The organism is Paraburkholderia rhynchosiae (assembly GCF_002879865.1).
GTDB classification, from domain to species: domain Bacteria; phylum Pseudomonadota; class Gammaproteobacteria; order Burkholderiales; family Burkholderiaceae; genus Paraburkholderia; species Paraburkholderia rhynchosiae.
This window is the reverse complement of record NZ_PNXY01000008.1, coordinates 172101-195256: the sequence shown is the minus strand read 5'-3', so window position 1 is coordinate 195256 and position 23156 is coordinate 172101. Positions and strand designations below refer to the sequence as shown.

Annotated in this window: 20 protein-coding genes; 14 read left to right on the top strand and 6 right to left on the bottom strand. The window is 61.8% G+C overall.

Features of this window, described 5'->3' with window-relative positions:
- Nucleotides 1–166 precede the first annotated feature (166 nt).
- Together C0Z16_RS14005 and C0Z16_RS14000 are read left to right on the top strand one after the other, a co-directional pair.
- The gene (locus tag C0Z16_RS14005) at nt 167–1072 is read left to right on the top strand and encodes a cation diffusion facilitator family transporter (protein ID WP_102632747.1); all 906 of its coding nucleotides are present in this window, start codon (nt 167–169) and stop codon (nt 1070–1072) included.
- A 163-nt stretch (nt 1073–1235) separates the two neighbouring features.
- The gene (locus C0Z16_RS14000) at nt 1236–2294 is read left to right on the top strand and encodes a purine-nucleoside phosphorylase (protein WP_102632746.1); all 1059 of its coding nucleotides are present in this window, start codon (nt 1236–1238) and stop codon (nt 2292–2294) included.
- Nucleotides 2295–2526: 232 nt separating this feature from the next.
- Here the strand turns inward: C0Z16_RS14000 and C0Z16_RS13995 are convergent, their stop codons facing one another.
- Both C0Z16_RS13995 and C0Z16_RS13990 read right to left on the bottom strand, forming a co-directional pair.
- Nucleotides 2527–2835 (bottom strand): DUF4148 domain-containing protein, encoded by a 309-nt coding sequence (locus tag C0Z16_RS13995; protein WP_102632745.1) that lies wholly within the window; start codon nt 2833–2835, stop codon nt 2527–2529.
- A 223-nt stretch (nt 2836–3058) separates the two neighbouring features.
- Nucleotides 3059–4063: a LysR family transcriptional regulator gene (locus C0Z16_RS13990; RefSeq protein WP_102632744.1), complete on the bottom strand. Its 1005-nt coding sequence runs from the start codon at nt 4061–4063 to the stop codon at nt 3059–3061.
- A 173-nt stretch (nt 4064–4236) separates the two neighbouring features.
- Here C0Z16_RS13990 and C0Z16_RS13985 point away from each other — a divergent pair, with 173 nt between their 5' ends.
- The 10 genes from C0Z16_RS13985 (at nt 4237) to C0Z16_RS13940 (ending at nt 18335) form a co-directional block, all read left to right on the top strand.
- On the top strand, nt 4237–5091 hold the full coding sequence (locus C0Z16_RS13985) for an alpha/beta hydrolase (RefSeq protein WP_102632837.1): 855 nt from the start codon (nt 4237–4239) through the stop codon (nt 5089–5091).
- A gap of 46 nt (nt 5092–5137) precedes the next feature.
- Entirely contained in the window at nt 5138–6346 is a 1209-nt protein-coding gene (locus C0Z16_RS13980) for an efflux RND transporter periplasmic adaptor subunit (protein ID WP_102632743.1), read from the top strand.
- Nucleotides 6347–6416: 70 nt separating this feature from the next.
- Complete coding sequence (locus tag C0Z16_RS13975; RefSeq protein WP_102632836.1) at nt 6417–9602, top strand: efflux RND transporter permease subunit; 3186 nt, start codon at nt 6417–6419, stop codon at nt 9600–9602.
- Between the two features lie 13 nt (nt 9603–9615).
- Complete coding sequence (locus tag C0Z16_RS13970) at nt 9616–11196, top strand: efflux transporter outer membrane subunit (protein ID WP_102632742.1); 1581 nt, start codon at nt 9616–9618, stop codon at nt 11194–11196.
- A gap of 212 nt (nt 11197–11408) precedes the next feature.
- A complete protein-coding gene (locus C0Z16_RS13965; protein WP_167403518.1) occupies nt 11409–12248 on the top strand; it encodes a MetQ/NlpA family ABC transporter substrate-binding protein in 840 nt (279 codons plus the stop codon).
- Nucleotides 12249–12290: 42 nt separating this feature from the next.
- A complete protein-coding gene (locus tag C0Z16_RS13960) occupies nt 12291–13697 on the top strand; it encodes an LLM class flavin-dependent oxidoreductase (RefSeq protein WP_102632741.1) in 1407 nt (468 codons plus the stop codon).
- A gap of 14 nt (nt 13698–13711) precedes the next feature.
- Nucleotides 13712–14872 (top strand): methionine ABC transporter ATP-binding protein, encoded by a 1161-nt coding sequence (locus tag C0Z16_RS13955; protein WP_102632740.1) that lies wholly within the window; start codon nt 13712–13714, stop codon nt 14870–14872.
- Entirely contained in the window at nt 14865–15521 is a 657-nt protein-coding gene (locus C0Z16_RS13950; protein ID WP_102632739.1) for a methionine ABC transporter permease, read from the top strand. Before C0Z16_RS13955 ends, C0Z16_RS13950 begins: the two co-directional genes overlap by 8 nt.
- A gap of 220 nt (nt 15522–15741) precedes the next feature.
- Nucleotides 15742–16944 (top strand): acyl-CoA dehydrogenase family protein, encoded by a 1203-nt coding sequence (locus C0Z16_RS13945; protein ID WP_102632738.1) that lies wholly within the window; start codon nt 15742–15744, stop codon nt 16942–16944.
- Between the two features lie 59 nt (nt 16945–17003).
- A complete protein-coding gene (locus C0Z16_RS13940; RefSeq protein WP_102632737.1) occupies nt 17004–18335 on the top strand; it encodes an Nramp family divalent metal transporter in 1332 nt (443 codons plus the stop codon).
- 178 nt (nt 18336–18513) lie between these two features.
- On the opposite strand, the gene flhC is transcribed toward C0Z16_RS13940, so the two are convergent.
- The 4 genes from flhC to C0Z16_RS13920 form a co-directional block, all read right to left on the bottom strand.
- A complete protein-coding gene (flhC, locus tag C0Z16_RS13935; protein ID WP_102632736.1) occupies nt 18514–19083 on the bottom strand; it encodes a flagellar transcriptional regulator FlhC in 570 nt (189 codons plus the stop codon).
- 14 nt (nt 19084–19097) lie between these two features.
- Nucleotides 19098–19418 carry a flagellar transcriptional regulator FlhD gene (flhD, locus tag C0Z16_RS13930; RefSeq protein WP_102632735.1) on the bottom strand — a complete coding sequence of 107 codons (321 nt, stop codon included), beginning with the start codon at nt 19416–19418 and terminating at the stop codon, nt 19098–19100.
- Between the two features lie 379 nt (nt 19419–19797).
- The gene (locus tag C0Z16_RS13925) at nt 19798–21171 is read right to left on the bottom strand and encodes a YeeE/YedE family protein (RefSeq protein ID WP_244201235.1); all 1374 of its coding nucleotides are present in this window, start codon (nt 21169–21171) and stop codon (nt 19798–19800) included.
- A 169-nt stretch (nt 21172–21340) separates the two neighbouring features.
- Nucleotides 21341–22222, bottom strand: coding sequence for a helix-turn-helix domain-containing protein (locus tag C0Z16_RS13920; RefSeq protein ID WP_455430264.1), 882 nt, complete (start codon nt 22220–22222; stop codon nt 21341–21343).
- A gap of 245 nt (nt 22223–22467) precedes the next feature.
- Between C0Z16_RS13920 and C0Z16_RS13915 the strand changes: the two genes are divergently transcribed.
- Together C0Z16_RS13915 and C0Z16_RS13910 are read left to right on the top strand one after the other, a co-directional pair.
- Nucleotides 22468–22836, top strand: a complete 369-nt coding sequence (locus C0Z16_RS13915; protein WP_102632734.1) for a nuclear transport factor 2 family protein — start codon at nt 22468–22470, stop codon at nt 22834–22836.
- Nucleotides 22837–22888: 52 nt separating this feature from the next.
- Nucleotides 22889–23155 (top strand): hypothetical protein, encoded by a 267-nt coding sequence (locus C0Z16_RS13910; protein ID WP_102632733.1) that lies wholly within the window; start codon nt 22889–22891, stop codon nt 23153–23155.
- Nucleotide 23156 lies beyond the last annotated feature (1 nt).

Genomic DNA, 23156 nt, shown 5'->3' with positions numbered 1-23156 from the left:
CGGCGGGAACGGTAAAGAAAGGCCGAAGAGGGTTCAAGCGGGTTCAAGCGGGTTCAAGCGCGGCGCGAATAACGCCGCCGTTGGACTCATGCCGCCGGGCATGGCCATAATACGAACTCTTGCCAACCGAAAGCCTTCTGCAAACTTACCGACGCCCCCCACGACGATGAAAGAAGAATCGCCGAAAGCCATTATTTACGCGCTTGCCGCCAACTTTGGCATTGCCATCTGCAAGTTTGCCGCCGCCTCGTTCACCGGTTCCGGTTCGATGTTCGCCGAAGCCATTCACTCCACCGCCGACTGCGGCAATCAATTGCTCCTGCTATTCGGTCTGCGTCAGGCGCGCAGACCGGCGAGCCCCTTGCATCCGATGGGCGGCGGCCGCGAGATCAATTTCTATTCGCTACTCGTCGCGTTGCTGCTGTTCTTTGTCGGCGGCGCGTTTTCCGTGTATGAAGGCGTGCATCGTCTGATAGCGCGAGAGCCTTTGCAGTATGCGTATGTCGCGCTCGTGGTGCTCGGCGTCTCGGTGGTGCTCGAAGCGCTTTCGCTGTGGGGCGCGATGAAGGAGATCCGCCGGGTGTACCCCGAGAAAAACATATGGCGCTGGTTCAGGGAAACGCGCGAGTCGGAGTTGCTGGTGGTCGCGGGCGAGGATATCGCCGCGTTGGCCGGCCTTGCAATGGCCTTCGCCGCCGTGCTGCTCACGATGATGACCGGCAATCCCATCTATGACGCATTCGGCTCCATCGCCGTCGGTTTGCTGCTGATGGTGATCGCGGGACTGGTGGCGCGCGAGGTGAAGTCGATGATCGTCGGCGAATCGGCAAGCCCCGAAGTGCGCCGCGCGATCGAAGCCCACTTGCGCGCGCGGGTCGAAATCCGCAGCATCATCAATATGATCACGCTGCAATGGGGGCGTCATGTGGTCGTGGCCGTGCAGGCCGAAATGATCGACTACGCGAGCGGCCGCGCAATGGTCGACGCGATCAACGTCATCGAGGCCGATTTGCAGGCCGCGTTTCCGCAGGTGCGCTGGGTGTTTTTCGAGCCGGACGTGCCGCGCGTCTAACGCTGGTCTCCGTGCCACGCACTTATGAGAGCTTCCCGTGAGCTTGGCGCGAGTGACGGAAATAGCGTGTTACGTAGTGGAAAATAATTTCTTCGCATCTATACTTCTTCCGGCTTGAAGCGGCACTCTCCCAAACTGCATCACAAGCAAAAGGAAGATCACGATGCTGACTCGCACATTAGGCGCGCTATCCGTCATTGCACTCGCGGCATGCGCAGCCTTTACTTCCGCAACCGCAAACGCGGACGACAATGACGACGGCGGCTCGCGCGGCCGGCCCGTCAAGGTAATGATCATTTCCATGTTCGGACCGGAGGGCCAGGTGTGGCTCGACAAGCTCGGGCCGTGGCGCGACATTCCGGTCGATGGTTTATCGCCCGATTATCCGGCCGTGCATTGCAACCGTCAGGACGTCTGCGTGATGACGACCGGCATGGGGCACACCAATGCCGCCGCATCGATCATGGCGTTGACGTTCTCGCCGCGTTTCGATTTGCGGCATACGTACTTTATGGTCGCGGGCATTGCGGGCATCGATCCTCAACAGGGCACAGTCGGCTCGGCCGCGTGGGCGAAGTACCTGGTGGACTTCGGCATTCAATGGGAGATCGACGGGCGCGAAATTCCGGCCGGCTGGAATACCGGCTATCTTGGGATCAATACGAAGAGCCCCGCAGAAAAGCCGCCGCTCGATTATCGGACCGAGGTATTCCAGCTCAATACCCAACTCGCCGACACGGCGTTTGCCTTGTCGCGCAATGTCGTACTGTCCGACAACGCGCAGGCGCAAGCGGCGCGTGCGAAGTATTCGTACGCGCCGGCTAATCGTCCGCCGACTGTCATTCAATGCGACACGCTGGCCGGCGATACATGGTGGTCGGGCACGCTGCTCGGGCAACGCGCTCGCGACTGGATCAAAATTTTGACCGATGGGAAAGGCGTCTACTGCACCACGCAGCAAGAAGACAATGCGACGTACGAAGCGCTAAAACGCGCGGCCGCGGTGCATAAGGTCGATCTGAATCGCGTTGCCGTAGTGCGTGCGGGCTCCGATTTCGATCGCCCTTACGACGGACAAACCAGCGCGGACAACTTGCTGAATTACGCCGCGCAAGGCGGCTTCACCATTGCTCTGGAGAACCTGTACCGCTCAGGTAATCCGCTCGTCCAGGACATCGTTACGCATTGGGGTGAATGGCGCGACGGTGTGCCAAAGCGCTAGGCGAGTGATTGCAGACGCGGGCCGAGTCAAGCGTGTTAGACGCTAAACGGCCCGCGCTGCAATGGCGCACAACAGTTATCGTTGCGGTGCGCGATACGGTGTCCAGACTGCGGCGTCCGTGTCCCAATTGTCGAGTTCCGATGGTGTCATGATGTGCTCCTTTCTGAAGAGTGCTCAATCGCCGCCATAATCATGGTTATTACGGAAACCTAATGATTACGGCATGCTCGCATTACTGTCCATTCGCCACGCGCGTGACATCGCCACTCGTGCCTTCCTGCAGTGCGATACGCGCAGCCTGCGTCTGACCGATCAACCCCTTGTTCGGATACGTGGTGCGATTCAGCGAAGGCAGCGAGCCGTCACGATAAGCCGCAACGAGTTCGGCCTGCACTTCGGCGCGCGTTTTGCCGTTCGTCGTAGGCGCGGGTTGAGTTTGATAAGAGCCTGCGTGTCCGATGCCGCCGCCGCTGCTTTGCGCAAACACCGGTGCGCTGACGAGCAGCGAAATAACGAGGCCTGCCAAAAGATTGCGTTTCATGATTCACTCCTGTCGATTCCTTTGCAGCACAAGCGGCGCTGCGACAGGGTGAAATGTAGACTTCGAGCCGGCGGCGATAAATCACACTTTCGCGAAATGAATTGTCGAGTTTCCGGAACAATCGCGTTGAAGGCCCTATAAACATGGGCATTAAGAACAACCGCGGCATTAGCGCCGCGGCTGGAATTCACTGTTTCAGTTTCTGCACTTCAGTTCAAATGAATCACGCGACCCATTCCGAAATCACCGGAGTATCGAGTGCGGGAGCGGACTCGCGTTCTTCCAGCGTGCGTTTCGAGCAGGTTGCGTCGAGTGTGCCGCGACCGCTCAACAACGGGCAACGGTCGAACACTTCCGCGATCCAGTCTACGAAAACACGGACTTTAGGCGACAGATGCCGACTGTGGGGATAGACTGCGGAGATCGGCATGGGTAAGGGCTTTAGTTCGGGCAGTACTTCAACGAGCTGGCCGGAACGCAGATGCGGCAGCACCATGAAAAGCGCCGGCTGAATCAGGCCAAAACCCTCCAGCCCGCAGGTCACGTAGGCATCCGCGTCGTTGACCGAAACGATGCTCTTCATTTTTACTTCAACCTCTTTGCCATCAACCATGAACGCCCAATCGAGCGTGCGTCCCGTACGGCTCGAGAAGTAATTGACTGCTTTGTGATTTTCCAGGTCTTCGAGGGAGGCAGGCATGCCGGCGCGCTGGATGTATTCCGGAGCCGCGCACGTCACGCCCTCGAAGAGGCCAATGCGCCGCGCCACCAGCGAGGAATCCTGTAGCGCGCCGACACGTACCACGCAGTCCACGCCTTCCTGCAGCAGATCCACCGGCCGGTCCGACAAGCCGAGTTGCAGGTCGATATCCGGATAGCGCTCGTGGAATTCACACAGCGAGGGAATCACCAGCAAGCGGCCGATCGACCCCGGCATGTCGATACGCAGCTTGCCGTGCGGCTTTTTATTGCCGCTCTGAAAACTGGCCTCGGTCTCTTCGACGTCCGCAAGGATGCGCACGCAGCGCTCGTAATACGCGGCGCCGTCCGGCGTGAGCGACAAACGCCGGGTGGTGCGGTGCATGAGTCGCGTGCCGAGGAACGCTTCGAGGTTCTGAATGATTGTGGTAACCGATGCGCGCGGCAGGTCGAGCGTTTCCGCTGCGCGGGTAAAGCTGTTGGTGTCGACGACACGCGTGAACACTTGCATGGCCTGAAGCCGGTCCATTGCAAACCTCCAGAAGGGGCAGGCGTACTGAGCAGGATTCGATCCCACAGAGCAATCGCATTGGATTGTTCAGGGGCGCCGAATTGTGTTGCCGGATTATAGGCATTTATTTACGAGTCTGCCGAACCCACAATTCGCACCATTGAAGTTCTTTGCGCATTGCGCGGCTCGACATGGAAGCATTTAAACCGCCGTACTCCTTTGTGCCTGCAGGCAGTGCGCCAGCGGACCCTGATAGCACGGCGCTGGAAATCACCGAGGTGCGGATCGAAGGGCACGCGCAGGAGATCACGTTGCGTTTGTACCGGCAGCCGAAAAAGACCGCACTGCCTGTACTGCTTTATTTTCACGGCGGCGGCTTTACGAAGGGATGCGTCGATCAGGCCGACTTCGCCTCGCGTTATTTCGCAGATCATTTACCGGCATTGGTCGTGTCGGTCGGCTATTCGCTCGCGCCGGAGTTTCCGTTTCCCGCGGCGCCCGAGGACGCGCATCGCGCGGCATTGTGGGTGCAGACACGGGCGCGTGCATTTGGCGGCAATAGCAGGAAAGTTGGCGTAGCCGGCCATGATGCGGGCGGCCAATTGGCCAACTGCCTCGCTTTTATCGCGCGTGATCGCGGCGACGTGCAGATTGCCGCCCAAGCATTGTTCGGGCCGATGCTGGACCCGAGCCTCACACGCCTTGGCGATGAAAAGCGCCTGGGTTCGGACATCACGGCCAGAGAGTGCGCGGCCTGTTATCGCGCGTATCTGCCGCAAGCGTCGCAACGCATGCATCCGTATGCGGCGCCGCTCGAATCGTCGCGGCTCGCGGGCCTGCCGGCCACGCTGATCGCGACGGCGCAAAACGATGTGCTGCATGTGGAAGCGGAGAAATACGCGAGCAGTCTGATCGACGCGGGCGTGCTGACCCAGGTGGTCCGCTATCCGGCCGTCTCGCATGCGGCGTTGGCGGATCATCCGCCTGCCCTGCAGGAAGCGGTGCGATTTTTTCAGTGGCGCTTCGATGCGCGCGCCCATCGCTGAAAACAGAAACAAGCAGAACTTTAATTAACGATACTGGGAGCTTTTCATGACCATCCTTCCTCTTTCCCGTCGCCGTGTGGCGATTGCCGCGCTAGCCGTGATCGTCGTTGCCGGACTGGGCACGTTCGGCGCGATTCGTGTGGACGCGAGTTCGCCTGCCGCGCCGACCATCGTGCCGGAAGTCGATGTCGCGACCGTGGTGCAAAAAACGATCACCGACTGGCAGAGCTATTCGGGCCGCCTTGAAGCCGTCGAAAAAGTGGATGTCCGTCCGCAGGTGTCGGGCACCATCGTGTCGGTCAACTTCAAGGACGGCGCGCTCGTGAAAAAAGGCGACACGCTGTTCGTGATCGACCCGCGCCCGTACGCGGCGGAAGTGGATCGCGCGCAAGCGCAACTCGCGGCCGCGCAGGCGCGCACCGGCTATACGCAAAGCGACTGGGAGCGCGCGCAACGCCTGATCGCCGACAACGCAATCGCCAAGCGCGATTACGACGAGAAGCAGAACGCCGCGCGCGAAGCGAGCGCGAACCTGAAGGCCGCGCAAGCCGCACTCGAAACCGCGCGCATCAATCTCGGCTACACGAAGATTGTCGCGCCGGTGTCGGGCCGCGTGTCGCGCGCGGAAATCACGGTGGGCAACGTGGTGTCGGCGGGCGCAAGCTCGACGCCGCTCACCACGCTCGTCTCGGTGTCGCCGATCTACGCGTCGTTCGACGCGGACGAACAGACCTACCTGCAATACCTGCGACGTGCGAAAGACGGCGGCAAGGTGCCGGTGGAACTCGGTCTGGCGGATGAAAGCGGCTACTCGCGCAGCGGCACGATCGAGTCGGTGGATAACCGCCTTGATACGTCGTCGGGCACGATCCGCGTTCGCGCGCGTTTCGATAACCAGGACGGCACGTTGATTCCAGGTCTCTATGCACGTGTCAAAGTGGGCGGCAGCGAACCGCATCCCGCGCTGCTGATCGATGATGCCGCCGTAGGCACGGACCAGGACAAGAAGTTCGTGCTGGTGGTCGACCAGAACAATCACGTGGTGTATCGCGAGATTTCGGTGGGCGATATGCAAGGCAATCTGCGCGTCGTGAAGGGCGGCCTGAAAGCGGGCGACCGGATCGTCGTCAACGGTATTCAGCGTGTGCGTCCCGGCGATTCAGTGCGCGCGCATATGGTGCCCATGACGACCGACCAGGATCCGAACAGCGCGCCGCTCGCACAGGCACGCGCGAAGGCGGACAAGAATTCGTGAGCGTCGCCGCCGCGGCATGACACGCGCGGCGCCTGGCTCCAACCGCTTGCTTCAACATCAAGAGCTTCCAATGAACATATCCAAATTCTTCATCGATCGGCCGATCTTTGCGGGCGTGCTATCGGTATTGGTTCTGCTGGCAGGCGTCATTTCGCTCTTCAAGCTGCCGATCTCCGAGTACCCCGAAGTCGTGCCGCCGTCGGTCGTCGTGCACGCGCAGTATCCGGGCGCGAATCCGAAAGTGATCGCGGAAGCCGTCGCTTCGCCGCTCGAAGAGCAGATCAACGGCGTCGAGAACATGCTGTACATGCAGTCGCAAGCAAATAGCGACGGCAATCTCACGCTGACGGTGACCTTCAAGCTCGGCACGAATCCCGATCTTGCCACGCAACTCGTGCAGAACCGCGTGAATCAGGCGCTGCCGCGTTTGCCGGAAGACGTGCAACGGCTCGGCGTGACGACCATCAAGAGTTCGCCCACGCTGACCATGGTGGTCCACCTGATCTCGCCGAATAACCGCTACGACATGACGTATCTGCGCAACTACGCGCTGCTTAACGTCAAGGACCGGCTCGCGCGCATTCAGGGCGTCGGCCAGGTGCAGTTGTGGGGTTCGGGCGACTACGCAATGCGCGTGTGGCTGGATCCGCAGAAAGTCGCGCAACGCGGTTTGACGGCGACCGAAGTGGTGAACGCGATTCGCGAGCAGAACGTTCAGGTGGCGGCCGGTGTCATCGGCGCATCGCCTTCGGTGCCGGGCACGCAATTGCAGTTGTCGGTGAATGCGCGTGGCCGTTTGAAGACCGAGGGCGAATTCGGCGACATCATCGTGAAGACCGCGCCCGATGGCGGCGTTACCTATCTGCGTGACATCGCGCGTGTGGAGCTGGCCGCGTCGGAATACGGCCTGCGTTCGCTGCTCGATAACAAGCCGGCGGTTGCGCTTGCGATCAACCAGGCGCCGGGTGCGAACTCGCTCGCGATCTCCGACGAAGTGCGCTCCGCGATGAAGGACCTCGCGCAAGACATGCCGGCGGGCGTCGAATACAAGATCGTCTATGACCCGACGCAGTTCGTGCGTTCGAGTATCGAGGCGGTCGTGCATACGCTGCTCGAAGCCATCGCGCTCGTGGTGATCGTCGTGATCGTGTTCCTGCAGACGTGGCGCGCGTCGATCATTCCATTGATCGCCGTGCCGGTGTCGATTGTCGGCACGTTCTCGCTGCTGCTTGCATTCGGCTTCTCGATCAATGCGTTGTCGTTGTTCGGCATGGTGCTCGCCATTGGTATCGTGGTGGACGATGCGATCGTGGTGGTGGAGAACGTCGAACGGAATATCGAAAGCGGGCTGAGTGCGCGCGATGCCACGTATAAGGCGATGCAGGAAGTGAGCGGGCCGATTATCGCCATTGCGCTTACGCTCGTTGCCGTGTTCGTGCCGCTCGCGTTCATGACCGGCCTCACGGGACAGTTCTACAAGCAGTTCGCGATGACCATCGCAATCTCGACCGTGATCTCGGCGTTCAACTCGCTGACGCTGTCGCCGGCGTTGTCTGCCATGCTGTTGCGCAGCCACGGCGCGAAGGAAGATTTCCTGACGCGCGTGATGAACCGCGTGCTGGGCCGCTTCTTCAAGGGCTTCAACAAGGTGTTTCGTCGCGGCTCGACGGAATACGGCCGCGGCGTGACCGGCGTGCTGCGCCGCAAGGGCGCAATGCTCGCGGTGTACGCGATTCTGCTCGGCGCAACCGTGCTGATCTCGCGTGTCGTGCCGGGCGGCTTCGTGCCCGCGCAGGACAAGGAGTATCTGATTGCGTTCGCGCAGTTGCCGAATGGCGCGTCGCTGGATCGCACCGAAAAAGTGATCCGCGATATGAGCGCGATTGCGCTGAAGCAGAAGGGCGTGGAAAGCGCGGTGGCGTTCCCGGGTTTGTCGGTGAACGGCTTCACGAATAGTTCGAGCGCGGGCATCGTGTTCGTCACGCTCAAGCCGTTCAAGGAGCGCGGTGACAAAAAGCTCTCGGCCGGTGCGATTGCGGGCGCGTTGAACCAGCAATACGGCGCGATCAAGGATTCGTTCGTCGCGGTGTTTCCGCCGCCACCCGTGCTCGGTCTCGGCACGCTCGGCGGCTTCAAGATGCAACTGGAGGATCACGGCGCGCTCGGCTATGCAGAGTTGAACAAGGCCGCGGAGGCATTCGTGAAGAAGGCATCGCAAACGCCCGAACTCGGCCCGACCTTCTCGAGCTATCAGATCAACGTGCCGCAATTGAACGTGGATCTCGATCGCGTGAAGGCCAAGCAACTCGGTGTGCCGGTCACGGACGTGTTCAACACGATGCAGGTCTATCTGGGCTCGCTGTATGTGAACGACTTCAACCGTTTTGGCCGCGTGTATCAGGTGCGGGTGCAGGCGGATGCGCCGTTCCGTCAACGTGCCGACGACATCCTGCAACTGAAGACGCGCAATGCCGCGGGCGATATGGTGCCATTGTCGTCGCTGGTGACGGTGACGCCGACGTACGGTCCCGAAATGGTGGTGCGTTACAACGGCTATACGGCAGCCGACATCAACGGTGGGCCGGCGCCGGGCTTCTCGTCGGGTCAGGCGCAAGCCGCGGCTGAACGCGTGGCGGCCGAAGTTCTGCCGCACGGCGTGAAGCTCGAATGGACCGACCTGACCTATCAGCAGATTCTCGCCGGCAATGCGGGCTTGTGGGTGTTCCCGATCAGCGTGCTGCTCGTGTTCCTGGTGCTCGCCGCACTGTATGAAAGTTTGACGCTGCCGCTCGCGGTGATCCTGATCGTGCCGATGAGCGTGCTGTCCGCGCTGACCGGCGTATGGCTTACGGGCGGTGACAACAACATCTTCACGCAGATCGGTTTGATGGTGCTGGTGGGCTTGTCGGCGAAGAACGCGATTCTGATCGTGGAGTTCGCCCGCGAACTCGAACACGACGGACATACGCCGCTCTCTGCAGCCATTGAAGCGAGCCGCTTGCGTCTGCGGCCGATTCTGATGACGTCGATCGCGTTCATCATGGGTGTGGTGCCGCTGGTGTTGTCGACCGGAGCCGGTTCGGAAATGCGTCACGCAATGGGTGTCGCGGTGTTCTTCGGCATGCTCGGCGTCACGCTGTTCGGGTTGATGCTCACGCCGGTGTTCTATGTGGTGCTGCGTACGTTGGCCGGCGGGACGATTCATGTCGCGCAGAAAGATTCGCCGCGCATTGGCGCACCGGTCACGGACGCCTGAGGAGAAAACAACAATGAAACGCTTTGACAGTTTGAGTGGATGGGGCCGCGCGGCCGCCAGCGGTCTGCTGGTCGCGCTGCTCGCCGCCTGCTCGGTGGAGCCCACGTATAAGCGGCCGGAAGTCGATACGCCGGCCGCGTTCAAGGAAGCGCCGGTAGCGGCCTCGGGCGCGTCGGCTCAGGACACGGGCACGTGGAAGACGGCGCAGCCCGCCGACGACGCGCATCGTGGGGAATGGTGGAAGATTTTCGGCGACCAGCAGCTCGACGCGCTCGAAGAGCAGGCGGCCGCCGCGAATCAGGACCTGAAGGCGGCAGCGGCGCGTGTGCAGCAGGCGCGTGCGGTGACGCGCGCAGCGAAGTCGGACTGGTTCCCGAAGTTCGATGCGGGCTTCGGTCCGACTCGCGAACGGGCCTCGGCGGCCTCGCAATTGCAGCCGGATAGCGTGGGCGGTACGACGGGCACGATCTGGCGTGCGCAAGTCGGCGCGTCGTATGAGGCCGATCTGTTCGGACGCGTCGGTTCGAACGTGAACGCCTCGCGTGCGGACGAGCAGCAGAGCGAAGCGCTGTTCCGGTCGGTGCAGTTGTCGTTGCAGGCCGACGTCGCGCAAAACTACTTCCAGTTGCGCGAGCTCGACTCCGATCAGGACTTGTATCGCCGCACGGTGACGTTGCGCGAGGACACGCTGAAGCTCGTCGAGCGGCGTTTCAAGGAAGGCGATATCGGTGAGCTCGATGTGTCGCGGGCTCGCAATGAACTGGCGAGCGCGCGTGCCGATGCTGTGGGCGTGGCGCGTCAACGCGCGGCGTCGGAGCATAGTCTCGCGATTCTGCTCGGCAAGCCGCCGGCGGAGTTCTCGTTCGCACAAGCGCCGCTTGCGCCGGTCACGGTGCGTGTGCCGCCCGGTTTGCCCTCGGCGCTGCTGGAACGCCGGCCCGATGTTTCCGCAGCCGAGCGTGCAATGGCGGCGGCGAACGCGCGCGTCGGTCTCGCGAAGTCGGCGTTCTTCCCGAAGCTCGATATCACCGGCGCATTCGGCTATGAGTCGGCTACGTTGGGCGATCTGTTCATGTGGTCGAGCCGCGCGTTCATTCTCGGGCCGCTCGCCGGCACGGCGTTGACGGTGCCGCTCTTCGACGGTGGCCGTCGCAAGGCGAATCTCGCGCAGGCTCGTGCGAGATATGACGAGGATGTGGCGCAGTATCGTCAGCAGGTGCTGGTAGCGTTCCGTGAAGTCGAGGACAACCTGGCCGATCTGCGTCTGCTCGACGATCAGATGCGTGAGCAGAACAATGCGGTGCAGGCCTCGCAGCGCGCCGCGCATCTGTCGCGTACGCAGTACACCGAAGGCGCGGTCAGTTATCTGGACGTGATCGACGGCGAGCGGCAGGTGCTGACTTCGCAATTGCAGGCGAGCCACTTGCAGGGCACGCAGGCGGTGGCGACGGTGAACCTGATTCGTGCGCTCGGCGGCGGCTGGAGCGAGGTGCCGGCGGCGGATACCGCAGTGGGCTCGGCTGCTCCGGCTACGGCGCCGGTTTCTGCGGCGGCTTCCACGGCGGCGTCTGCTGAACACGTGGCGAAGCGGTAAGCGCTTCTCTCGTTGAGTGCTTGAGAAAAGCCGGATCGCGCAACAAGCGCGGTCCGGTTTTTTTTCGTGCAAATCTTTTTTCGCGCTTTCCTTTCGAAAATCCGTTCGTAGACCGGCAGATAGGGCGGCCTCTATGATGATTCGCACCTCAGCGTGGGCCGTTGATCAGGCTTGCCGCGAACAACATCATGTCTTAACCCTAAGAGTCCACCATGCGCATTTTCCTCTCCAACGTGCGGCGCTTTTTTCATGCGCCGACACTCGCACTTCTTGGCGCCTTCGGCATTGCTCTCGCGTTGCCCTCCGTGCCAGCATTCGCAGCCGATGCCTTTACGCTGAAGATCGGCACCGCCACGAGTCCGCAAATCGAGGCACTCAAAGTCGCGGTGCGCGAGGCGAAAGAGCAGGGACTGGATGTGAAGATCATCGAGTTCACCGACTGGAACACGCCGAATGCCGCGCTCGCGAACAAGGACATCGACGTTAATTACTTCCAGCACATTCCGTTTCTCGAGAACGCGAAGAAGCAAGGCGGTTATCACTTCGTCGCGATTGCGCCGGGCACGATCATGAAGATCGGTCTCTACTCGAAGAAGATCAAACGCTTTGACGAGTTGAAAGACGGCGCGACCGTGGCTATCGCCAACGATCCCGTCAACGGTGGACGCGGTTTGTTGCTGCTGCAACGCGCGGGGCTGATCAAGTTGACGCCGGGCATCGACTATCGTGCGACCACGCTCGACATTATCGACAACCCGAAGCATTTGAAGATCATTCAGCTCGAAGCATCGCAACTAGCCCGTTCGCTCGACGACGTCGACCTTGCACAAGGCTACCCGAGCTTCATCAAACTTGCGGGTACCACTGACCCGAATAGCGCGCTGCTGTTCGACGGCCTCGAGAACAAGAACTACGCGATCCAATGGGTCGTGCGTCCGGAAAGCGCGAACGATCCACGCATCCGCAAGTTCATTTCGATCTATCAGCATTCGCCCGCCGTGCGTGCCGCGCTCGACAAGGCATTCGGCAATCTATACGCGGTGGCGTGGTAAGCGGCGCTATGCGCCCTTGCGGGAAATAACAGGAGTCACGCGATGCCGAAGAAAAAGATCCTGCTGAACGCGTTCAACATGAATGCGGTCGGCCACATCAATCATGGTTTGTGGACGCATCCGCGGGATCGTTCGGCGCACTACACCGATCTCGACTACTGGACGAGTCTTGCGCAAACGCTGGAACGCGGGAAATTCGACGGAATCTTTCTCGCGGATATTGTGGGCGTATACGACGTTTATGAGGGCGGCCCCGAAACACCGTTGCGCGAAGCGGTGCAGATTCCAATCAACGATCCTGCACTGGTCGTTCCCGCCATGGCGCACGTGACGCGGCATATCGGCTTCGGCGTCACGTCGAATCTGACGTACGAGCCGCCGTATCTGTTCGCGCGGCGCATGTCGACGCTCGATCATCTGACCAGGGGGCGCGTGGGCTGGAACATCGTCACCGGCTATCTGGACAGTGCCGCGCGCGGCATGGGCCTCGCGCAGCAGATCGGCCACGACGACCGCTATGAGCGCGCCGACGACTACATGGACGTGGTCTACAAATTGTGGGAGCAAAGCTGGGAAGACGGCGCGGTGGTGCGCGACCGCGCGGCGCGCATCTTCTCGCAGTCCGGCAAGGTGCATCGTGTAAAGCATGACGGTCCTTACTATTCGATCGACGCGATTCACTTGAGCGAGCCTTCGCCGCAACGCACGCCCGTGTTGTATCAGGCGGGCTCGTCGAGCCGCGGCGTGGATTTCGCGGCGCGTCATGCGGAGTGCGTGTTTGTCGGCGGACAGAATAAGCAGTTGACGCGTTCCATCGTCGAGGACATTCGCGCGCGAGCGGTGAGCTTTGGGCGCGCGCCGGACGACATCAAAATCTTCGCGGGCATTACGGTCGTGGTCGGCGAAACAGAACGTGCCGCACAGGAAAAATTCGAAGAGTACCGGCGTTATGCGAGTGCCGAAGGCGGCATCGCGCATTTTTCCAGTTCGACAGGTATCGACTTTTCGCAATACGAGTTGGACGAACCGATCTCGTACGTCAAGACGGAGTCGATGCAATCGGCGGTAGAAGCCATTTCGAAGAAGAGCGTGAGCGGCGTGTGGACCAAGCGCAAGGTGCTCGAACAGATGACGCTCGGCGGTCGCGCGAAGCCGGTGGTCGGCTCGCCGCAGCAGATCGCGGACGAACTGGTGTCGTGGATCGACGAAGCGGGCGTGGACGGTTTCAATCTGACGCGCACTGTGATGCCCGAATCGTTCGAGGACTTTGTGAACCTCGTCGTGCCCGAGTTGCAGAATCGCGGCGTTTACAAGGAAGACTACGACCCCGCGCCGACCTTGCGCGAGAAGCTGTTCGGCGGCGGGCGCGCACGTTTGCCCGATGTGCATGTCGGCGCGCAGCATCGGCGCTGGCAAGAAAACGGCGCGAAGCAAACCGTGGAAGCCTGAGAGGAGCGAAAGCAATGGCCAATCTTTTCGACGTGCCGCAATTCATTGAAGACGCGCCGTCTCTCATTGCCGATCCTGATTCGAACGCAACGTCGACGCAGGGCGCTGTCGTATTCGACAACGTGGGCAAAGTATTTTCAGGTGCGCGTGGCGTACCGACCGCGGCCCTCGCCAATGTGACGTTGAACGTCGCGCACGGCGAAGTGTTCGGCATTATCGGCCGCAGCGGTGCGGGCAAGTCGACGTTGCTGCGCCTCGTCAACGGCCTCGAAAAACCCAGTTCAGGCGCGGTGCGTGTGAACGGGGTGAGCGTCGGCAAACTCGACGAGCGCGGGCTCGTGACGCTGCGCCGGCGCATCGGCATGGTGTTTCAGCACTTCAATCTGCTGTCCGCGAAGACAGTGCGCGAGAACATTGCGTTGCCGCTGAAAATTGCGGGCGTGCCCAAAGCGGCAATCGATAAAAAGGTCGATGCGCTGCTCGAACTCGTCGGCCTCGCGGCGAAGCGCGACGCTTATCCGGCGAGCCTCTCGGGCGGACAGAAGCAGCGGGTCGGCATTGCGCGCGCGCTCGTCACGGACCCGGACATTCTGCTTTGCGACGAAGCCACCTCGGCTCTCGATCCCGAAACGACGCAGGCTATTCTCGCGCTACTGCGCGACATTAATCGGCGGCTGAATCTGACCGTTGTACTGATCACACATGAAATGCAGGTGATTCGTGAAGTTTGCGATACGGTCGCGGTAATCGAGCGCGGCGAGGTCGTCGAAACGGGACCCGTGTGGCGTGTATTCGGCGATCCGCAACACGACGCCACGCGAGCGCTGCTGCGTACGCTCGTCCACGATTTGCCCGCTGACCTCGCTGATCGCGTCAAGCCGCTGCGCGATATTGCGCAAGCAGACGCGCGGATTCTGCTGGACGTGCGCTTTACGGGCGACGATGCGCGCGACCCCGATCTCGCCGGTCTCACGTCGGCATTGAGTATTGACGGAAGCAGCGTGCGTTTCGTGCATGGCGGCATCGACCGGATTCAGGGGCATGCGCAAGGACGCCTCGTGGTGTCCGCGCAGGTTCGTGCGAGCGGAGGCATCACGGTGCATGCGCAGATCGCCGCATTGCTCGAACGCGCGCGCGGTCATGCGAATCATGTCGAGGTATTGGGCTATGTCTGATCTCTGGCTGTCCGAACTCGCCGGTGCGATACGCGATACGGTGGTGATGGTCGGCGTGTCGGCTGTGATCGCGGCACTGGCCGGCATTCCGTTGGCGCTGGTGCTGGTCACGACGACGCGCGGCGGCATCTTCGAAAAGCGCGCGGTGAACAGCACGCTTGGCGCGCTCGTGAATGCATTTCGCTCGACGACCTTCATCATTCTGCTGGTTGCATTGCTGCCGCTCACGCGCTTGCTGATCGGTACGACCATCGGCGTATGGGCGGCGATCGTGCCGCTCAGCATTGCCGCGATTCCGTTCCTCGCTCGCGTGGCCGAAGTGAGCTTGCGGGAGGTGGACCGCGGACTGATCGAAGCGGCGCAGGCAATGGGCGCGCAACGCAGGCACATCATTCGGCATGTGTTGTTGCCCGAAGCGCTGCCGGGCATTGTCGGCGGCTTCACGATTACCGTAGTCGCGATGATCGGCTCCTCGGCGATGGCGGGCGCGGTCGGCGCGGGCGGACTCGGCGATCTTGCGATCCGCTACGGCTATCAGCGTTTCGATACGACGGTGATGGTGACGGTGATCGTGTTGCTGATCGCAATCGTGACGACGGTGCAGTTCGTGGGTGATCGCTTCGTGCGGCGGCTCGCGCAGCGCGCGTGAGGATGCATGACGGTGCATGAGGTGAGCGATTTTGCGCGCTTATCACCAGCGCTCGCTGCTAACTGCATGCAGCGCATTTGCATGATGAATCAAGCTGCTCTACCCGTCGCCGGCTTCACCGCCTATGATGAAATGCGCTGGCACGATGCCGCGAGCCTCTCATCAACCCGATCGCACCTGCTCCGCAGGTTCGGCCCAAAACATCATCACGGGAACTAGCATGAACGATGCTGCTCACGCCGCGGCGCTGCAAACGCGCCCGGTGTCCGCCGCGCCGGCGGTATGCGATCTCGCCGGCTTGCTCGATGCCTTGCATGCGAGCGCTGCGCAGCGCGATCTTGCCGGGGGTCATGCCGCGCAGGAAAAGCAATGGATCGCCGATGCCGGCTTGCTCACGCTCGCCGTGCCGCGCGAATTCGGCGGCGAGGGCGCTTCGTGGCCCGACATCTACGAGACTATCCGAAAGATCGCCCAGGTCGACAGCGCGCTCGCGCATCTGCTCGGCTTCACCTTCTTGCAGGTGGTCAGCGTTTATGTATGGGGCAATCCCGAACAACGCGCCCGCTATCTAAGCGGCACCGTGAAAGAGCGCTGGTGGTGGGGCAACGCGGTGAATCCGCTCGACACACGGCTCGTTGCGAGCGCAACCGGTGACGGCGGCTATCGTCTGAATGGCGAAAAAGGCTTTTGCTCGGGCACGCGCGGCTCGCAGATGATGACGGTTTCCGGGCACGACCCGCAGACCGGCACCACCATGTTCGCAGTGGTGCCGACCACGCGCGCGGGCATCACCGTCAACGAAGACTGGAATCCGATCGGGCAGCGGCAGACCGACAGCGGCAGCGTTTCTTTTGCGGAGGTGCGGGTCGAGCCGGACGAAGTACTGCAACGCGCCGACACGCCGTACGCGAGTTTGCGAACGCTGGTATCGCAGCAGGTCATGACCAATCTGTTCGTGGGCATTGCACAAGGCGCGCTCGATGAAGCGCGCGCCTATGTCACGCAATACGGCAAGCCGTGGATGACTTCCGGCGTAACGAAAGCCACCGACGATCCGTATCTGATCCAGCGCTTCGGTGAAATGCGTCTACAGGCAGTGAGCGCCGAGGCGATGGCCGTACGCGCCGCGTATGCACTCGATGCCGCGTGGCAGGAAGGTCCGTCGCTTTCCGCCGAAGCGCGAGCCCATGTTGCGCTCGCCACGTCGGAAGCGAAAATCGTCGCGCACCGTGCGGCGCTCGATGTCAGCGAAAAACTGTTCGACGCTTGCGGCGCGCGGGCCACGCATGCGCCGCTCGCGTTCGACCGTTTCTGGCGCAACGCTCGCGTGCACACGCTGCATGATCCGCTCGACTATCGCGTGCGCGACGTCGGCCGTTATGCGCTAAGCGGGACATTGCCGGAAGTTTCTTTGTACACTTGAGGCGGTTCGCGGCGCAGCCAGTCTGGGCCGTGCTTTATTCCTCTCAAGAGATTCCCTGATTGCAGTTCAAACTACCGACCACGGCAACGGCGCCGTTTTGCCCATCCGAAGTGCAAGGCTCGGTCGCCGTCTCTCAAGGCGCGCCTTTCTGGAAGAAGATCCTGCAGTTCGCGGGCCCCGGCTTGCTGGTGTCGATCGGCTATATGGACCCGGGCAACTGGGCGACCGACATTGAAGCCGGCTCGCGTTATGGCTACAGCCTGCTGTTCGTCGTCATGCTGTCGAGTCTCGCAGCGATGGCGCTGCAATGTCTGAGCATGCGCCTCGGCATCGTCACTGGGCGCGATCTCGCTGAGTTATCGAGGGCGCGTTATTCGCCGGCGGTCGCGCGCGGGCAATGGTTGCTGGCCGAGTTGTCGATCATTGCGTGCGATCTCGCGGAAGTGCTCGGCGGCGCGCTTGCTTTTCATCTGCTGTTCAAATGCTCGCTAACCACGGGCGTGTTGCTGACCGCATTCGATACGCTGATCGTGCTCGGCCTGAAGGGCAAGAATTTCCGCGATCTCGAAGCGATCATGCTCGGCCTGATCGCGACCATCGGCGTTGGGTATGTCGTCGAACTGGCGCTCGTGAAACCGCATTGGCCGTCGGTCGCGCAAGGGCTCATTCCGTCGTGGCAGGCTTTGAACTCGCGTGAGCCGATGTATCTCGCGATCGGCATTCTCGGCGCGACCGTGATGCCGCATAACCTGTATCTGCATTCGTCGATCGTGCAGACGCGCGCGGTGAAACGCGATCCGGCGAGCATTGGGTCCGCGATCGGCATGTCGCGCATCGATACCATCGTCGCGCTGTTGCTCGCGCTGATGATCAACATGGCGATTCTGATTCTCGCTGCGGCCGCGTTTCATGCGACCGGCCACAAGGAAGTCACCGAAATCGAAGACGCCTACAAGCTGCTCGCGCCGGTTGTCGGCACTGGTTTTGCAGCGGTGCTGTTCGCGATCACACTGCTGGCGTCGGGACAAAGCTCGACATTCACCGGCACCGTGGCGGGACAGGTCATCATGGAAGGCTTTCTGAAGCTGAAGATTCCGTGCTGGCAGCGGCGCTTCATCACGCGCGCGCTTGCGTTGATCCCCGCACTGATCGGCGTACAGATGATGGGCAACGGCGCGGTCGGCAAGCTGCTCGTCGCAAGCCAGGTTGTATTGAGTCTGCAATTGCCGTTCGCGCTTTATCCGCTGATCCGCATGACCGGCGACAGTTCGCTGATGGGCGAGTTCGCGAATACGCTGCTGACGCGGATTGTCTCGTGGACGCTGTTTGCGGTGATTACCGCGGCGAATCTCTGGCTGGTGGTGCAGACGGTGGGACTCGTCGCGGACTGAACCGCGCATGGCATCGCTGGGCGCATCGTATCGCCGCGCGGCGCAAAAAATAAACGTTCAAGAAAAAAGGTCCGCGCAAAAAATGGCGGACCTATTCATTTTGAGGCTTCGGTTCGAATCGGGCGGACCAGCCGTCATCGAGTTGAATCATCGATCCAGCTCATGGAGCTGAACCGAATCAGGCGGCTTCAGCGACCTGTGCGGCTTCGATTGCTTCCTGACGAGCGGCTGCGGCTTTCTTCGTCTTGCCGGCGCGCGACGGCGGCTGGCATGCGCCGCACACCACGTTGTGCTGCAAGTCGTGCTTGTGCGCGACGAACTTGCCGGTGCAGCGGCAGCACTTCGTCAACTGAAGAATGTTCGCGTCGAAGAAACGCACCAGCGTCCAGGCGCGCGTCAAATCCAGCACTGGTTCGGTTTCGCTGTGCCTGCAGTGTTCAAGATAGAGCCGATAGCCCTTGGTCAGCGCATCGAGATGTGAGCACCGGGCTTCGTTCTTCAGGAACAGGTACGTGTTATAGAACAGCGACGCGTGGATGTTCGCGAGCCACGTCATGTACCAGTCCGCCGAGAAAGGCAGCATGCCCTTGGGCGGCGATACGCCCTTCACCTCGCGGTACAGGCGGATCATGCGGTCACGTGAGAGCGTCAACTCGCTCTCGAGCACCTGCATGCGTGCGCCGAGTTCGATCAGCGCGATGGCGCGAAACACTTCTTGTGCGTCTTCAGTCAGGCTACGCTTGAGCATCGCAGTCACCTCGATCAGGCAAATTGCTCGGCGGGCTGGCCTGCAAGCAGGATCGCCGCGTGAGTCGGTGCAACTGCGGTGTGCTTCGTCGTTTGCGTCAACGCCGACAGCATTGAGTGGTCGTTGAAGCGGAAGAAACACAAAAGCTGATCGGAAGAGGCCAGCTTGACGATCTGCGCGAGCGAGAGCCCGCCAAGCAGATCAGCCAGTTCCGACGACAGTCCCAGACGGAACATTCCGACCGGTTTGTCCTCACGCAACATGCGTTGCGCAAGCATGATGTACGACAGGTTAATCTCGCGGATTGAGTCCAGCGTCTCGCTGCTACGGTCCATTTTTTCTGTTTCCGAAGCCCCGAATTACTAAGTCGGCTTTTTGCCGTTATGTCTTTTGTGCCTCGCCGAAAACGTTGTCCTTCGGCTACGGGTCACCTCCTTGATACAGATGGCGACCTTTTGATACATCGCGTTACATTTCGTAACAGCTTGGGTCGAATTGTATGAAGTGCAAAACAAGAAATCAATCCCTTCTTGAAAAAATATCCGGAAAAGATGCATCAAATTTCGGTAAGAATTTCACGCGCCCGTAATAGACCACACGACACGCGTTTTTCGACGTTGCCGGCATTCGTCTTATCCATGAAAACCCTTGTTGCACGGGCCACAAGCCGTATCGTTAGCGCCACACGCGAACTGCCGGCACGGAACCGGTAATTTAGACTCGAATGAAAGAAAAGCGGAAAGGCCAGAGCGAGACGTGTAATAAATGCCGCTCTAATAGCGGATTAGGGACTGACTGAACTTGTAACGGACTGATGTCGCCCCAGTTACAAACTGAGCGACTTTGTAACTTCGTCGGTAAGGTTTTGCAGGAGGTCGCGCGGACTCGCTCGACTTCCAGCCCGAAAGCCGGACGCAGGCGCGTGCCGAGAATGTTTCCGGCGAATGCGGCGACCAGCCAGAGCCAGCCGTGCAGGCTGCCGGAGACGATGCCGCTAAAGTAGGCACCGATGTTACAACCATAGGCGAGGCGGGCGCCGTAGCCGAGCATCAGGCCTCCTACCACCGCCGCGATCAGCGAGCGCGCGGGCACTTTCCACACCGGCGCGTAACGCCCGGCGAGCGCGGCAGCCGCCATGGCGCCGAGAATGATGCCCACGTCCATCACCGTGGTGACGTCATGAGTAACCGGCGCTGCGAGCGCGCCCGCGTTGGCGCGAGTGGCCCAGTACGGCCAATGGGCCACGTCGATGCCGAGCGCGGCAAAGAGCTTGGCGCCCCACAATGCGAACGCCGACGTCACGCCCCATGGGCGGCCCGACAGCGCGAGGGTCGCGAAATTGAGCAGTACCAGCGCGATAGCGCCGACGAATAGCGGCCACGGCCCTTGCAGCCACGGCGACGCGCGCGGCGCACGCGCCGGCTCGTTGACAAGCCGCCCATGAAGGCGCCGTTCGACGAACACAGTGAGCGCCGCGATCGCTGCGAAAATCACCAGATTCAGCGCGATTGCGCCGGCCGCGCCGAGCATGTTCACCATCGACAGTGGTTTGAGCGCGGGCAGCGCGGTCCAGAAAGGCATGTGCGCGGTCGCCACTATGGAGCCGGTTACAAATGCCGCGAGCGTGACGATCATCCGCGTGCTGCCGCCGCCAACCGTGTATAGCGTGCCAGACGCGCAGCCGCCGCCCAGTTGCATACCGACGCCGAACAGGAAAGCCCCGACCAGCACGGAGGTGCCCGCCGGCGCGACCAGCCCCACGACCGGATGGCCGAACAGGCTGCCCGACGCCAGCGCCGGGAAAAACAGGACGACGCCGACCGCGAGCATCAGCATTTGCGCGCGAAGGCCGGCGCCGCGGCCGTCGGCGATAAATACCCGCCAGGCCGACGTGAAGCCGAATGCCGCGTGATAGAGCGACATGCCGAGCAACGCGCCGACTACATACAGCGCGGCCTGGCGGCCACTGACCGTTTGCGCGAGATAGACAGCGCCGAGCGCGATCAGCAAAAGCGCCGCGCCCAACGGTTTCGGATTGACGTCGAAACGGCGGGGCGCGCGTGGAAGAGAAGTAGAGAGATCGGACATGATGAATTGAGAGGCAACGGACTCACCCGCGGCCCGGCGGGCGGCTGACGAGCGTTGTTTTGAGGTGAGTTATTGCGGAATGCCGATCGAAAAAGATAGCACGTAGCGTCGGTTCATGCAGGCGGCCGCTGCGCCGCCGCCGGTGTTTATTTGCCGTGCGGGCGTCCGCTCAGGCGCCCTTGGCGGCCTCGTGCGCGGCGCCGTCGGCTCGCTGTTGATCCGCGAACTCGCGCAAGGCGGTCGCGGTTTGCTGATCGGCGGGGAAGAACGCTTCGATGGCGAGTTCGGACAGCGTCACGTCCACGGGCGTACCGAACACCGTGGTCGTGCTGAAAAACGACAGCACGCCAAGCGGCGTGCGCAGTCGCAGCGGCACGGCAATCTGATTGAGCGCGCTGTCGGCGGAATCGGTCGGGTCCGCTTCGGGCGGCGCGGGATAGCCCGCCAGTTCGTCGCGCAATGCGCTCAACGTCTCGTCGGCGCTGACGTCGATTTGCCGTTGCAGCCGCGCCAGCACGTGTTCCCGCCACGCGTGCCAATTGACTATCGACGACGCAATGCCGTGCGGATGCAGACTCAGGCGCAACGCGTTCACGGGGGGCTTCAGCAGATCGGGACTGGCGCCCGACAGCAGCGGCGCGAGCGCATTGTTCGTGGCGACGATGGTCCAGTGACGATCGATGGCGAGCGCCGGATACGGCTCATGGCCTTTCAGCACGAGTTCGACGGCCTCGCGCGCCGCGCTCAGTTGCGGGTCCGACAGCGCACGCTCGCGAAACAGCGGTGCGTAACCCGCCGCGATCAGCAGCGCGTTGCGCGCGCGCAGCGGCACGTCGAGGCGCTCGGCAAGATGCATGACCATCTCCCGGCTCGGCATCGCGCGTCCCGATTCGACGAAGCTCAGATGCCGCGTCGATATATCGGCTTCGGCGGCGAGCAGCAACTGGCTCATCCGCCGCCTTTGCCGCCATTCGCGCAGCAGGTCGCCGACGGTGCGGCTGGCGGAGGGCTTCGTCGAAGGCGCGCTTTGCGCAAGAGAAAGTGTGTTCATGCCACCGATGATAGCCAAAGCGCCGCCGCCATCCATTACCTGCGAGGTAATGCGCTCGCCACGTGACACGACTTGACGCCACTTCATGCGACTTCATGCGACATGATGGCCGGCGCCGACACCGAACGCTTACCTCCCAGGTAATCGACCCGCCGCGCCCAAACCGCGAATCTTCACTCCGGGCCCGCCGCATACAACGTGTGTGCCGAGCGTAGCGCTCAGTCATGCCAATCAAGGAGCTGAAGATGAATGCGCATACCGACCTCGTCGACCGTTATTTCGACGCCTGGAACGAGACCGATGGCGCGCGCCGTCGCGAGTTGATCGCCGCGACCTGGGCCGCCGACGCCGACTATCGCGATCCGCTGATGGCCGGCACGGGCCATGACGGCATCGACGCGATGATCCGTGTGGTGCAGGAGCGCTTTGCGCATCACACGTTTCGCCGCTCGACCGATGTCGACGGTTTCGGCAATCGCCTGCGTTTTTCATGGGAACTGGTCACGCCCGCCGGCGAGGCGATCGCCAAGGGCTCCGATTTCGGCGTGCTCGACGCACACGGCCGCCTTCAGACGCTGACTGGCTTCCTCGACCAGGAGCCCGCAGGCGTTTGATCGCATAGCGCACGCGGCTGTGCCACCGCCCATTTTTTCCACGGAGACGATCATGCAAGAGCCCGTTGCCGCCACGGCTCCTTCACCTGTCATCGGATTAGCGCGATTTGCGAACGCCATCCATGCGCTCCGCGGCGCCATCGCCGGCTTCGCACTGCTCGCCGGCACGCGTGCGTTCATGTTCGCCGCGTTGCTCGGCTGGCGCGAACCGGTGCTGGGCGGCGCGGGGCTCATGCTGCTTGCGGTGGTCGGATGGTTGCGGTGGCGCTGCAGCGGCGAACTGCGGCGCGAGCCTGTCACGTCTCGCGCTGCGCATTGAA